Source organism: Pedobacter segetis (assembly GCF_016623585.1).
Lineage (GTDB): Bacteria > Bacteroidota > Bacteroidia > Sphingobacteriales > Sphingobacteriaceae > Pseudopedobacter > Pseudopedobacter segetis.
Window position 1 is genome coordinate 106,227 of record NZ_JAEHFY010000008.1, and the last position, 13,354, is coordinate 119,580.

A 13,354-nucleotide genomic window follows, 5' to 3' on the forward strand; every position below is an offset into this window, starting at 1 on the left:
ATAAACCTCGCTATGGCAAACAATACAAGTTTTCAATAACCCTAATTATTCTAAAATTTTAAAAAAGAATTTTTTTTGGCTACAAAAAAGTGCCGAAACGTTCAAAATGGCAGGTATAACCATTCGGTATTCTTTTTAGGTAATCTTGATGCTCTGGTTCTGCGGGCCAAAATTTGGTAAAAGGCTCTATTTGGGTCACTACTTTACCGTCCCATCTTCTAGCGTCATTTACGATTTTTATTACTTCTTCGGCTATGTTTTTTTCTTCTTCATTTTGGATAAATATAGCCGAGCGGTAGCTAGAACCGATATCGTTTCCTTGTTGATTGATAGTTGATGGATTGTGTATCCTGAAAAAATAATCCAATATTTTCTTGAAGCTCGTTTTTTCTGGATCATAGGTTAACTCAATCCCTTCGGCATGGCCCGGATGGTTGCGATAGGTGGGGTTTTCGTTCTCGCCGCCTAAATAACCAACTTCGGTATCTAAAATGCCGGGCTGTGTTCTAAATAGATCTTCCATTCCCCAAAAACAGCCGCCGGCTATGTACGCTTTTTTCTGATTTTCCATATTTTTTACTTTGTTTTTTATAAATGATTTTGTTACCTAAACCCCTTTTTTTACGTGAAGTTTTCTGAAAAAGCCAACGCTTTTTCTTTGGGCATTTCACATTTTTTTAAAAAGATTTCGATTTTTTTTTGTGAGATAATAGTTTAAATGGTAAAATTTTTCCGCCCAATTCCTCGTCAAATATTTTGATATTTCTACCATCATTGAAATTTGCCCTGCTTAACCCTTATTTTTCTTGATGATTTTCAATAAAATAATCTAATATAAGGCTTTGATTCTGCAACCTCCATATCAACCTAAGAAACCAACTAATTATCAAATTTGTTTGTAATGTTTGGTAAAATCCTTTTTTATCATTTGTAATTTAGGAGAAATATACCGCTCGCAAAAAACACCTTCTTTATGTTTTTTATAGTAGTTGAGTTGCTCTTCTGTATTTAATCTAAATTGGCAAAAAGGCAAGGATTGCGTAATAATCCGTTCGCTAAAATCGATTTGATTTTCTGTAATCAACATTTGTACTTTTTCGACTTTTTCATCAAATACATAAACTGCAGAACGGTACTTTTCTCTAAAGCCATGTTTTTTTGTGGACGCATGGATACGAAGATGTATGCTGATCAACGTTTTGATAGAAATGATATTGGGATCGAAATAAACAATTACCGCTTCAGAAAAAGAATGGTTTGGGGCAACAGAGTTTATCCAACCTTGATCTACTTTTTCAACACCTTTTAACGATAGAAAGTAAGCCTCGGTACACCAATGGCAGCCCCCTCCAAAACCAATTTTTTCAATCATTATTTAAACAATCCAATAAATCTTGTAAATCTAAGCGGTTGGTAAACATCTCCAATAAGCCGTCTTCCGTTTTAGGCCAAAGCTCTTTTGGTCTGTCCCAATATAATTCTACTCCGTTTTCATCAGGATCGTTAAGATAAATAGCTTCTGAAACACCATGGTCGCTTGCGCCTGTTAGCGGGTAATTTGCTTCTACTAAACGATTGAAGACAAAAGCTAAATCTTTTCTTGTGGGATAAACTATTGCGGTGTGATATAAGCCTACACCTTGTTGGGGTGCAGGAGGAAAACCCTTACTTTGCCAAGTATTTAAGCCAATATGGTGATGATAGCCTCCTGCAGAAATAAATGCGGCTTGGTTGCCATACATCATGGTTAGTTCAAAACCCAATAAATCACGGTAAAAAGCTAAAGAGCGATCAAGGTCTGCAACTTTTAAATGGATATGCCCAATTCTGGTTTGATCGGGGATGGTGTATTTTTCTGGCATTTTTATTACGCTTTTATTAATATGTGCTATTATTAGTAGAAGTGTTTAAGACCGTTTGTAAGATCAATCATCGATTGAATTTTAAACAACTATAAATTTATTTAATTTGTTTAGGTTGTTGGTCTTTGAAATAAAAAAATTAGCATCATTTAGGTAAAATTTGATCTAATGTAACAAAACCCCCAATGAGATGATGTTTTACAAAGTTAAAGTTATTTCAATTTTCTTCGCAATAGATAATGCTTTACAGAAATTTAGGTTACACTCCCTTATAGCGATCAATAAACATAAAATAATATTGGCCGTTATGTTACTTTAAACAGTTTTGTATATGAAAAGTAGGCGGTTTCGAAGCACAAAACTTTCGGTTAAACACAAAGTTTGATACGAGCTATAACCCTTGATTTTATTACTATTTCGTCTATTTTTTATATACATTGTTAGCGGTTCCTTGTTATTTCTTTCGTTCGTATCATTTCAGTTTGTCTATTATTTCGGTTTATTATGGATATTATTTGTCAGCATTATTGTCCTTTGCATATTCTAAAATGTCGGCAGGTTGACAGTTCAGAACTTCGCAAATGGCTTCCAACGTACTAAAACGAATTGCTTTTGCTTTTCCTGTTTTCAAAATTGAAAGATTGGAAAGTGTTAATCCTACTTTTTCTGAAAGTTCGTTTAATGACATTTTTCGCTTTGCCATCATCACGTCTAAGTTTACGATAATAGGCATAGCTTAAATGGTTAAGTCGTTTTCAGATTTCATATCTACTACATTTTGCAGGAGCTTTTCAAATATTGCGGCAGCTGTTGCCACTACAACAGAGGCAAAAGTAGTTACAATACATATCGCAAGAAAACCCGCTGGGTCGTCCTCTTTATTATGAGTAAACCTTATGATTAGTCCTGCTACCATAATAAAAACGCTTAGCACAATAGCACAAATCTTGATGCTCTTTAACGTTTCGACAGCATTTGGTGAGAATATTTTATTTTTTCCGATGTAGCCAAGTAATTTGAACGCCTTATACAATGCGACAAAAAAAGCGATTGATGTTGCATAACCATATAAGATGAATGGGTCGGTATAGATACTAATCAAATTTAAGTTTGTGGCTCGTCCTTCTTTTGACGGCATAATAATTAAAAACAACAAGGCAACTATGCCGATAAGCACAAGAACTGCTTTGAGAAATATTATTGAAAATCGTTTCATTTTTTTTGATTTAAAATATTATGCTAAAGTAATAAATATTTGTTGTAAAACAATAAATGCGATTTATTTTTAGGAATTTTTTTATTTTAATTTAATCTGGAAATTTGGAGGTTGAATTGCCTGTATGGTGTGTCGTTCACAATGACCGCTAACATTAAAATAATGGCATTTATGAAAACAAAAAAAGGAATCTGATTAAAGATTCCTTCCTTCAAGATCAATACCAAGACTGATATTAATCGCCCGCTGCTTCTTTGATAAACTTACCGGCTTCTGTAAACAGCATATCTTTACCGTTCACTTCTGCTTCATACTGCACCTCGCCATTGGCCTTGGTAATTTTTGCAGCCTCTTTGATTTTTGCGCCTTTGTGCATTTTCATCACATTGTCTGTTACCACCTTTGGCAATTCAGAAACTTTGATCTCCATTTCCTTTTCTAGAGAAGTTCCATTAGAGGAATAGATTACGCTCATTTCATGCCCCATCTGTTCAAAGCCGGCTTCGTAATTTGCGCCCTCTTTTTCCCATTTTACTTTGGTGCCGGGGTACTCTTTGTTAAAACTGCTTTTTACGGCATCGGGTACTTTTACTTGTGCGCAAGCGGTAGCACTAAGTGCTACGGAAGCTGCGATCGTTAAAATCAAATTTTTCATAACTATTTTTTTTGTTTACGATAAATGTAATCGTGAAATCTGAAAACATCTTGAAGAACCAGTAGCGTTTTGCTAAAGAGCTATTCGGTTCTTAAGTATTATGGATTTGATATGCTTTAATAAAGTTTCTGTTATTAGATTTGGCTAAGTTGCCATAAACTAAAAGAATATTTAAGAAAGGTACTTTCCAACTATCGGCATCCTACGGCCCATGCCAAATGCTTTTGGCGAAACCCTTAAAATAGGAGGGGTTTGGTATCTCTTAAACTCTGCTTTGTTTACCATTTTAAGTATCCTGTTTACCAAAGCCTCATCATAACCATCTTTAATAATGGCCTTTGAGCTTTTTTTCATCTCTATGTATTCAAATAAAATTTTATCCAAAATATCATAATCTGGCAAAGAATCAGAATCTTTTTGATCTGGCCTTAATTCCGCAGAAGGTTGCTTAATAATGGTATTAATAGGTATAATTTCTTTTTCCCTATTGATATATTCACATAACTGATAAACTTGCGTTTTATAACAATCTCCAATTACAGAAATTGCCCCGCACATATCCCCATATAAAGTACCGTAGCCCACGGCAGATTCACTCTTATTAGAAGTGTTTAGTAATATATAGCCAAATTTGTTAGACATCGCCATTAATAGTAAGCCCCGTGATCTAGCTTGAATGTTTTCTTCGGCAATGTTTTGCTCTAAACCCTTAAACTCTTCTTTTAAAGTATCTTCAAAAGTTTCGGCAATGTTTTTTATAGGGATAACCGTACTTCTACATCCTAAGTTCTTAACCAGGTCTTCGGCATCTTTTATAGAATGATCAGAAGAATATTTAGAAGGCATTAGAACAGCCATCACGTTATCTGCACCCAAAGCTTCACAGGCTAAAGCACAAACCAAGGCCGAATCTATCCCGCCAGAAAGGCCCAAAGTTGCTTTAGAAAAGCCAGATTTTCTGAAATAATCTTTAATCCCAAGAATTAAGGCATGGTAAACCTGCTCGGTATCCGAGGCTCTTTTATCTTCTTTGTTTAAAATAATAGCACTTTGTATCTGTTCTACATCAAAAACCTTAATATCTTCCTCAAAATATTTTAGTTCCGAAACCAAATCCCCAGCTTTATCAAAAACTAAAGAGCCTCCATCAAAAATGAGTTCTGTTTGTGCACCAACATGGTTTACGTAAAATAACGGCAAATTATATTTTCTGCAGTTTTGCGAAAGTATAAAGATTCTTTCTTCATCATGGTTATACGCAAACGGAGAAGCGGCGATATTGATCATAAGATTTGGTTCTTCTTTGATCAACTCATCCATGGGGCAGGTTTTATAAAGCGGGTTATCTCCTAAATTCCAAAGGTCTTCGCAAATGGATAAGGCAATTTTATGCCCTTTATATTCTATACATTTAAACTCGTGGGCAGGTTCAAAATATCGATATTCATCAAAAACATCATAAGTAGGCAATAATGCCTTTTTTACTATTTGTTTGATTTCACCGTCGGCAATAAAAAGTGCGGCGTTATAAAGGTCTTTTCCTTCAATTACTGGGTTAACAATGGGTAAACCAATAATGCAAGCCATATTTGTGGTGGCTTTTGCAATTTCATCGGCAGAAGCCATGCACAATTCTATAAATTCTGGATATTCTAAAAAATCTCTAGGAGGGTAACCGCAGATGCAAAGCTCGGCAAATACAACCAAATCAACACCGTTTGCTTTTTGCTGGTTTATGGTATCGATAATTTTTTTAACGTTTGCCTCAAAGTTACCAATATGGTAATTCAATTGTGCTAAAGCTATTTTCATCAAGTATTAAAGGTAGGTTAAAAATAAACCGCAAGGGTTAGACCAATATAAGAGCTTTTTAAAGTACCAGATCCAGATTTAATATCGGTAAAGCCGTTATCAAAAGTAAGGCCCCCGGCCAATTTTGTTTTTTCGCCAGCGGCAAACTCGGCACCTGCGCCTATAATAAGAGAAGCCCTATAAAAAGAAATATTTTTATAGATATCCACATCTGTTTGTACAGGTTCGCTGCTTAGGCCTTTAATATCTTGTTTAGCCCTAACATTAAATGCGTTACCTAGCCCAAACTGGCCAAAAAACTTTAGTCCGTTGGTTTCAGACGTACATAGTTTAACCGTCGCAGGAATTTCTATATATTGCAGTTTGTAGATTTTTTGCTCATTTGTTGCCGTTTCTTTTGTTTGGCCATTAATGGTTGTTAATTTTAACGCTGTACTAAAAGCATAATTTTGGGCAAAATAAAAATCGCCCAATAAACCATAAGTGAAACCAGCTCTTAGGCCGTCGCCATCAACCCCTTGTATGTCTGATTTGATGTAGCCAAAAGTTGGATGAGCGGTTAAACCCAGTTTAAAACCCTTAAAAGTATCTTGCTGTTGTGCAAAAATCAATGTTGTACCTAAGCAAAGTACAATAGCTAAAAATATCTTTTTCATAAAATGAGATTAATAAATTGCGTTAATTTGTGATGATGAAAACTATTAATTGCGCCAAAATTACTCTTTTTTTTATAATATCATTTTTGATGATGGCTTGTCAGCGGCAAAATAGAATTGATACCAGTAATATCAACATAAACCTTACCATAGAAAGATTTGATCAAGACCTATCTGATATAAAAACTTCTGAGTTGTACCAAAAATTGCCCCAACTCAAAAAGAAATACGGTAATTTTTATAATGATTACTTTCAGAAAATCCTAAATGTTGGCCCAACTGATAATGGGCAATATATTGCAACGGTACAACAGATTTTAGAAGGGAAACCATTTAGAGATTTGCAAGAAGAAACCAACCAGGTTTATCCGGATATGGATAAGCAAAGGCCAGAGCTTACAGAGGCCTTCAAAAGGATAAAATATTATTATCCAGAGTGGAAAGTACCCAAATTAATTACCTATATATCTGGTTTTCAAGTGCAAACGCCAATTGGCACAGGGTATGTAGGCATTGGTTTAGATATGTTTTTAGGCAAAGATTCTAAATTTTATCCCGCATTGGTAGAAACCGTACCAAGATACATCAGTAGAAGATTTACGCCAGAAAATATTACACCCAGAGTAGTTGAGGTAATAACAAGGGAAGATCTGTTCCCAGAGTTGGATAAGGATAAGAGTTTACTCGCCAAAATGGTTTACAATGGCAAATTGCTTTATTTTATGAAGCAGATACAACCAGAGATAGCAGATAGTACTTTAATTGGTTACTCTAAAAAGCAAATGGAATGGGCTAATGATTTTGAATCTGATACCTGGGCTTATTTTTTGGATCAAGATTTATTGTACGAGACAGATTATTTTAAGATCCAGAAATATATCTCTGAAGCTCCGTTTACCCCTGGTTTAGGAGATAAAAATGATTCTGCCCCAAAATTGGGTTTATATATTGGATGGCAAATAGTCAGAAAATATATGGAAGAAAACCCAAAAGTTACCTTGAAGCAATTGATGTTAGAAAAAGATGCCCAAAAAGTACTAAGATTGGCAAAATACCGTCCTTCTAATAAATGATCACAAAATGAAAATAGGAATAGTTTTAAGTGGAGGAGGAATTAGAGGAATAGCACATCTGGGTGTTTTAAAAGCTGTGAAGGATAAAAAAATCCCTATTTCTATGATTACCGGTACAAGTGCCGGTGCAATTGCGGGAGCTTTGTTTGCCAATGATATTGATCCGTACCAGGCTTTGCAAATATTTCAAGAAACAAAACTTCTGAGATTTCTTAGGCCGGCATTTCGCTCTCCGGCTTTGTTAAGCTTAGAATCTACCATCCCATTGTTTAAAAAATATTTACCCCATGATTCTTTTGAAAACCTAAAAATCCCTTTAATAATTACTGCAACAAATTTTAACAAAGGAAAGCTGGTTTATTTTAAAGACGGAGACCTAATAAGAAAAGTATTGGCCTCTAGTTGTATCCCGGGGGTTTTTAACCCTATCATGATCGAGGGGGAGTATTATGTTGATGGCGGCGTATTAAACAATTTCCCAATTGAGCCCCTTTTAAAAAATTGTGATTTTGTGATTGGCTCTAGTTGCAATCATTTGCCAGAACTTGATAAGTTTAGGAACATTAAACATGTTTTTGAAAGAGCCGCAGTACTTTCTATCAATTCTGATATGGAAGAAAAATTAAAAGGGGTTGATTTTTTAATAGAGCCAAATGCACTTGGCGAAACAAGCTTATTTGATACTAAGCGAGCAGAAGAGATTTTTTGGCTTGCCCATGAAGAAACACTTAAGCGGATAGACGAACTAAAAAACCAGATCGAGATAAAAGAAAAAGGCGTTATCCCTAATTAACGCCTTCAAAATATTTACCAGTTTGTTAATTAATCTTTTAAAACCCTCATTACCCCGCTAATCGCAATTGCTGCACCAATAATGGTAATAGCCCAGCCGATCATATCAACCAACATAGAGTGATAAACAAACTGCTTTACATAAATGCCAAACAATCCAATAAATACTCCAAGGATAATGATCTTATAATGCGAAGGGTTGTTTGCGTTTACCATCTTATTTTAAATTGATTTGTTCTGCAAAAATAAAACTATTGTTGAAATAAGCCCCATAATTTCTAAAATCTTTGAGATAAAAAAACAAAACTGTATCAATATTGCTAAAGCCCACGTAATTATGTTTGATGTTAAAATTAAGAATACCCTTTCTGTTCTGTATTAGTCTGGTTTTAGCCTCTGCTTGCAAACAATCAGAAAAATTAAACAATTGCGCTAATGTAAGATGTGCCACACCCCTTATAGATTTAAGATTGAAGTTTGAGGATAAGCAGACCGGCACCGACCTGTTGTTTGGTTCAAATAGCAAATACCGTTTAAAGGATATTGAGATTTATAGCACAAGGTTAAAAAAAGATATTGATTTTAAAGTGGATAGTTCGGGCATTAAGCAAACATCTATTGCTTTAAGCATTACAGCTTCTGATGAGCTTAATATTTCTTTGGGTAAACTTAAAACAGCTGTTTTAAAACTGGAAACCAAATTTACCAAAACCGATTGTTGCGGAACTTTAGAACTAACAGGATTAGAAGTAAACAATTCTGTTAATTCTTTTACTAATAACGGCCCTACACTTATTACCTTAAAAATATAGCTGCCTATATTAATTGATTGACCCTAAAGCATCCATCTGCAAAAGCAATGGATGTTTTTTTTGGCATTGTTTTTTCTTTTTTTAATAAAGGAGAAAAAAGATATGGCTAAATATTCTAAAAAGGCTCAAGAAAAGATAGGAAAGGTAATGGGCGAATTTAAAGACGGCAAATTAAAAAGCAGCTCTGGCGATAAAGTTACAGATAGAAAACAAGCAATTGCAATCGGGATTTCTGAAGCTAAAGAGGAAGGATTAAAAGTTCCTAAACAGAAGAAAAATTAGGTTATTAAAAACAAAACCTCCACTTTTTAAAAGTGGAGGCTTATCCCTTTGTTTAAATGTTTTTGTTATCCATTTGATAATGCCGCGGCACCACTTACAATTTCAGAAAGTTCTGTTGTAATTGCGGCTTGCCGGGCTTGGTTATAAGCCAATTTTAATTTCTTTAATAAATCACCCGCATTATCTGTTGCTTTGTCCATTGCGGTCATTCTAGCACCATGTTCAGAGGCATGTGAATCTAAAACTGCTTTATATAACTGAAGTTTGATGTTTTTAGGGATCAATTCTTCTACAATCTCTGCTTTTGATGGTTCTAAGATATAATCTATTTGATTACTAGAAACCTGTACCTTTTTTTCTGCCTTTGGCACTGGCAAAAGTTGCTCAGTGGTTAAAATTTGTACAGCAGCATTTCTAAATTGGTTATAAATTACCTCTACTTTATCGTATTTTCCATCAACAAAACCTTGCATTATAGATTCTGTAATTTTAGAAACGTCTTCAAAATGTAAATGATTGTAAATATCGTTATTGTTTCCAATCATATTATATTTACGCTTTTCGAAGTAATCTTGCCCTTTTTTACCAATAGCTGCAATATGTAGATTTCCGCTCTTATGAAAAGCACTATATTTTTCGGCAATCAGGTTGTTGGTGGTTTTAATCACGTTCATGTTAAAAGCACCAGCCAAACCACGGTTAGAGGTAACAAGCACCACTAAAACGTTTTTAACTTCACGTTCTTGGGTGTAAACAGAAACGCCATCTTCTAAACTGGCAGAAAGATTGGCTAAGATCTCTTTTAATTTATTGGCATAAGGGCGCAATTGAATAATAGCATTGGTAGCTCTTTTTAATTTAGCCGCCGATACCATTTTCATGGCCTTGGTAATTTGCTGTGTAGAACTTACCGAAGATATCCTGATTCTTACTTCTTTTAAATTTGCCATTTTCTAGTATTGAGAATTGAGTAGTTAGTATTGCGATTGAGAACTCAATACACTATACGCACTACTCAATACTAAAATTAATATTTCGCTGATAATTCCTTAGCAACAGTTTCTAATACACTGGTCAGGCTATCATCAAATTTACCAGCTTTTAAAGCCGCTAAAACTTCTGGATGACGTTGTTCTAACTGTGTTGTATATTCTGCTTCAAATTCTTTTATCTTGTTAATGGGTACATTCCTCATCAGGTTTTTAACACCTGCATAAATTATAGCCACTTGTTTTTCTACCGTAACAGGGGAGAATTGGCCTTGCTTTAGGATCTCTACGTTTCTAGCTCCTTTATCCAATACCAATTTAGTAGAGGCATCCAAATCAGAACCAAATTTAGAGAAAGCCTCTAATTCGCGGTAACTTGCTTGGTCTAGCTTAAGCGTACCTGCAACTTTCTTCATCGATTTAATTTGAGCGTTACCACCCACACGAGATACAGAAATACCTACGTTAATTGCCGGGCGAACACCTGCGTTAAATAAATTAGATTCCAAAAATATCTGCCCATCTGTAATAGAAATCACGTTAGTTGGGATATAAGCAGAAACGTCGCCTGCTTGGGTTTCTATAATTGGCAATGCGGTTAAAGATCCACCACCTTTAACTATACTTCTGATAGACTCTGGCAAATCGTTCATTTGTTGAGCGATAGAATCATTCTGGTTGATTTTTGCAGCTCTCTCTAATAAACGGCTGTGTAAATAAAACACATCACCCGGGTAAGCCTCACGTCCGGGAGGGCGTTTCAATAATAAAGAAACCTCTCTGTAAGCAACGGCTTGTTTAGAAAGATCATCATAAATGATCAAAGCTGGCCTTCCGGTATCACGGAAAAACTCACCAATAGCAGCACCTGCAAATGGAGCATAGAATTGCATAGGGGCAGGATCGGCCGCAGAAGCAGCAACAATAACCGTGTAAGCCATTGCACCTTTTTCTTCTAACGCCTTAACAACGTTGGCAACGGTACTTGCTTTTTGCCCAATGGCAACATATATACAAAATACAGGTTGGCCTGCATCGTAAAATTCTTTTTGGTTGATGATGGTATCTATACAAACCGCAGATTTACCCGTTTGTCTATCGCCAATAACCAATTCACGTTGTCCACGTCCAATCGGGATCATCGCATCAATAGCTTTGATACCAGTTTGTAATGGTTCTGTAACCGGCTGACGGTAAATTACGCCCGGGGCTTTACGCTCTAAAGGCATCTCGTAAGTTTTTCCGGCAATTGGCCCTTTCCCATCAATTGGCTGCCCTAGGGTATTAACCACACGTCCGCACATACCCTCACCTACATTAATAGATGCAATACGTTTTGTACGCTTAATGGTATCGCCCTCTTTGATCTCATCAGACTGGCCTAGCAAAACCACCCCAACGTTATCTTCTTCCAAGTTTAAAACAATACCTTGTAAACCCGATTCAAATTCAACCAGCTCACCAGCCTGTACTTTTGTTAAACCATAAACACGGGCAATACCATCACCAACTTGCAGTACGGTACCAACTTCCTCTAATTCAGTTTCTGACTTAAAGCCTGACAATTGCTGACGTAAAATCGCTGAAACTTCATCTGGTCTTACTTCTACCATCTTTTTTTATTTAAGATTTTTTATTTTTTGAAAAACTAATTTCTGTAATTATTAACTCAATCCGGCCCGGCTATTCGCTCATACTCCACATGGCATTGTTCACAGGCCGGTATCCGCTGCTATCCGGTATATTAAACTTAGGCAACCATCTTTTTAGAAAACTCCTTTTTAACCCTCGCTAAACTACTTGCAATACTGCTGTCAAACTGTTTATCGCCAACGGTCAAAATAAAACCACCTATAAGGCCTGCATCAACAGATTCTTTTAACTTAACCTCGCCACCGGTTACCGCTTTCACTTTCTCTATTATTTCTTTTCTAGCCGTATCATTTAAAGGTGCTGCCGATATAATTTTAGCCGTAACAATATTTTTGAATACGTTATATTCTCTTAAAAACTCTTTTGCAACACCGTAAATAATCTCGGCCCTACCCTTATCAACCACAATCTTTAAAAAGGCAGCGGTAACCTTATGGATCTTATCTCCAAAAACCCCTTTTATGATGGCGTTTTTTTTGCCCAGCGGAATGATAGGGTTTTTCACAACCGCTTGTAATTGTGGGTTCTGCTTTAATGTATCCACAAAAAGTTGCATATCGCCTTTGATTTCCTCTAGCGCTTTCTGTTCTAAAGCTAAATCTAAAAGAGACTTTGCATACCGTGATGCTACTTTAATTTCTGACATATCTTTTAGTTCATTAGTTGAAATAGTGCATTAGTCTTTTTACTGATTACTTGTTTTACAGATTACCGATTACTAAAAACCGATTACCGACTACATTTCACCAAAATACTAGTTTAACTTCACATCCTTCAACAAGTCTCCTACCAAGGCATCTTGTTTTTGTTTATCGTCAAATTGCTTGCGTAAAACTTTCTCTGCAATATCTAAAGATAGGCTAGCTACTTGGTTTTTAACTTCCCTCAAAGCAGCAATTTTTTGGTTATTGATCTCTATTCTTGCTTTTTCGATCATTTTTGCACCTTCTTCTTGCGCTGCATTTTTTGCATCGGCAACAATTTGGTCTTTCAATTCTTTAGCTTCTTTTAAAATCTCATCACGCTCCACTCTAGCTTGTTTTAATAAAGCTTCGTTCTCGTTAGATAAACGAGCCATCTCTTCTCTTGCTAAATCTGCTTTATTTAAAGCATCTTCAATTGAGAGCTCACGCTCATGAATGGCACCTAATACAGGTTTCCAGGCTAACTTTTTTAATAGTACTATAAGTATCAAAAAAGAAACTGCTGTCCAAAAAACCAATCCAATACTTGGGGTTACTAAATCCATCTTATTGCTATACTAATTTTATGTTAATCATTTTAAAAACCAGAAATGCAACCAATCGTTACATTTCTGGTTTAATTCTTAAGCTCCTACGTTGTTACCTAAAAGAGCTACTACCACACCAAACAAAGCAACACCTTCTACAAGGGCTGCTGCGATGATCATAGCAGTTTGAATTTTTGAAGCAGCCTCTGGCTGACGAGCAATACCTTCCATTGCTTTTCCACCAACTTGACCAATACCGATACCTGCACCGATAACTGCTAAACCTGCACCAATTGCAGCGATTGAACCTACCATAACTGT

Annotated in this window: 18 protein-coding genes; 4 read left to right on the forward strand and 14 right to left on the reverse strand. The window is 35.7% G+C overall.

What is annotated here, in order from left to right:
- Nucleotides 1–79: 79 nt before the first annotated feature.
- The 8 genes from msrA to I5M32_RS07155 all read right to left on the reverse strand — a co-directional run bounded on the left by msrA (nt 80) and on the right by I5M32_RS07155 (nt 6,201).
- Nucleotides 80–571 carry a peptide-methionine (S)-S-oxide reductase MsrA gene (msrA, locus tag I5M32_RS07120; protein WP_200585502.1) on the reverse strand — a complete coding sequence of 164 codons (492 nt, stop codon included), beginning with the start codon at nt 569–571 and terminating at the stop codon, nt 80–82.
- Nucleotides 572–886: 315 nt separating this feature from the next.
- On the reverse strand, nt 887–1,372 hold the full coding sequence (locus I5M32_RS07125; protein ID WP_200585503.1) for a peptide-methionine (S)-S-oxide reductase: 486 nt from the start codon (nt 1,370–1,372) through the stop codon (nt 887–889).
- A complete protein-coding gene (locus tag I5M32_RS07130) occupies nt 1,365–1,862 on the reverse strand; it encodes a VOC family protein (RefSeq protein WP_200585504.1) in 498 nt (165 codons plus the stop codon). The genes I5M32_RS07125 and I5M32_RS07130 overlap by 8 nt, the downstream gene beginning before the upstream one ends.
- Nucleotides 1,863–2,373: 511 nt before the next feature.
- A complete protein-coding gene (locus tag I5M32_RS07135) occupies nt 2,374–2,595 on the reverse strand; it encodes a helix-turn-helix domain-containing protein (RefSeq protein ID WP_200585505.1) in 222 nt (73 codons plus the stop codon).
- Between the two features lie 3 nt (nt 2,596–2,598).
- Nucleotides 2,599–3,078, reverse strand: a complete 480-nt coding sequence (locus I5M32_RS07140) for a DUF2975 domain-containing protein (protein ID WP_200585506.1) — start codon at nt 3,076–3,078, stop codon at nt 2,599–2,601.
- A 235-nt stretch (nt 3,079–3,313) separates the two neighbouring features.
- On the reverse strand, nt 3,314–3,733 hold the full coding sequence (locus I5M32_RS07145; protein WP_200585507.1) for a PepSY-like domain-containing protein: 420 nt from the start codon (nt 3,731–3,733) through the stop codon (nt 3,314–3,316).
- A gap of 171 nt (nt 3,734–3,904) precedes the next feature.
- The gene (locus I5M32_RS07150; protein WP_200585508.1) at nt 3,905–5,545 is read right to left on the reverse strand and encodes an NAD+ synthase; all 1,641 of its coding nucleotides are present in this window, start codon (nt 5,543–5,545) and stop codon (nt 3,905–3,907) included.
- A 17-nt stretch (nt 5,546–5,562) separates the two neighbouring features.
- Nucleotides 5,563–6,201 carry a porin family protein gene (locus I5M32_RS07155; RefSeq protein WP_200585509.1) on the reverse strand — a complete coding sequence of 213 codons (639 nt, stop codon included), beginning with the start codon at nt 6,199–6,201 and terminating at the stop codon, nt 5,563–5,565.
- A gap of 35 nt (nt 6,202–6,236) precedes the next feature.
- On the opposite strand from I5M32_RS07155, the gene gldB reads away from it, so the two are divergent.
- Together gldB and I5M32_RS07165 are read left to right on the forward strand one after the other, a co-directional pair.
- Nucleotides 6,237–7,274, forward strand: a complete 1,038-nt coding sequence (gene gldB, locus I5M32_RS07160; RefSeq protein WP_200585567.1) for a gliding motility lipoprotein GldB — start codon at nt 6,237–6,239, stop codon at nt 7,272–7,274.
- Nucleotides 7,275–7,281: 7 nt separating this feature from the next.
- Nucleotides 7,282–8,067: a patatin-like phospholipase family protein gene (locus I5M32_RS07165; protein ID WP_200585510.1), complete on the forward strand. Its 786-nt coding sequence runs from the start codon at nt 7,282–7,284 to the stop codon at nt 8,065–8,067.
- Between the two features lie 29 nt (nt 8,068–8,096).
- Here the strand turns inward: I5M32_RS07165 and I5M32_RS07170 are convergent, their stop codons facing one another.
- Nucleotides 8,097–8,282 (reverse strand): hypothetical protein, encoded by a 186-nt coding sequence (locus I5M32_RS07170; RefSeq protein ID WP_200585511.1) that lies wholly within the window; start codon nt 8,280–8,282, stop codon nt 8,097–8,099.
- Between the two features lie 128 nt (nt 8,283–8,410).
- Here I5M32_RS07170 and I5M32_RS07175 point away from each other — a divergent pair, with 128 nt between their 5' ends.
- Together I5M32_RS07175 and I5M32_RS07180 are read left to right on the forward strand one after the other, a co-directional pair.
- Entirely contained in the window at nt 8,411–8,878 is a 468-nt protein-coding gene (locus I5M32_RS07175; RefSeq protein WP_200585512.1) for a hypothetical protein, read from the forward strand.
- A gap of 102 nt (nt 8,879–8,980) precedes the next feature.
- On the forward strand, nt 8,981–9,160 hold the full coding sequence (locus I5M32_RS07180; RefSeq protein ID WP_200585513.1) for a DUF6496 domain-containing protein: 180 nt from the start codon (nt 8,981–8,983) through the stop codon (nt 9,158–9,160).
- Nucleotides 9,161–9,225: 65 nt separating this feature from the next.
- On the opposite strand, the gene atpG is transcribed toward I5M32_RS07180, so the two are convergent.
- The 5 genes from atpG to atpE form a co-directional block, all read right to left on the reverse strand.
- Nucleotides 9,226–10,110, reverse strand: coding sequence for an ATP synthase F1 subunit gamma (atpG, locus tag I5M32_RS07185; RefSeq protein ID WP_200585514.1), 885 nt, complete (start codon nt 10,108–10,110; stop codon nt 9,226–9,228).
- A gap of 77 nt (nt 10,111–10,187) precedes the next feature.
- Entirely contained in the window at nt 10,188–11,762 is a 1,575-nt protein-coding gene (atpA, locus tag I5M32_RS07190; protein ID WP_200585515.1) for a F0F1 ATP synthase subunit alpha, read from the reverse strand.
- Nucleotides 11,763–11,899: 137 nt separating this feature from the next.
- On the reverse strand, nt 11,900–12,448 hold the full coding sequence (atpH, locus tag I5M32_RS07195; protein WP_200585516.1) for an ATP synthase F1 subunit delta: 549 nt from the start codon (nt 12,446–12,448) through the stop codon (nt 11,900–11,902).
- A gap of 108 nt (nt 12,449–12,556) precedes the next feature.
- Nucleotides 12,557–13,051 carry a F0F1 ATP synthase subunit B gene (locus tag I5M32_RS07200; protein WP_200585517.1) on the reverse strand — a complete coding sequence of 165 codons (495 nt, stop codon included), beginning with the start codon at nt 13,049–13,051 and terminating at the stop codon, nt 12,557–12,559.
- A gap of 78 nt (nt 13,052–13,129) precedes the next feature.
- Entirely contained in the window at nt 13,130–13,348 is a 219-nt protein-coding gene (atpE, locus tag I5M32_RS07205; protein WP_149075669.1) for an ATP synthase F0 subunit C, read from the reverse strand.
- Between the last annotated feature and the right edge of the window lie 6 nt (nt 13,349–13,354).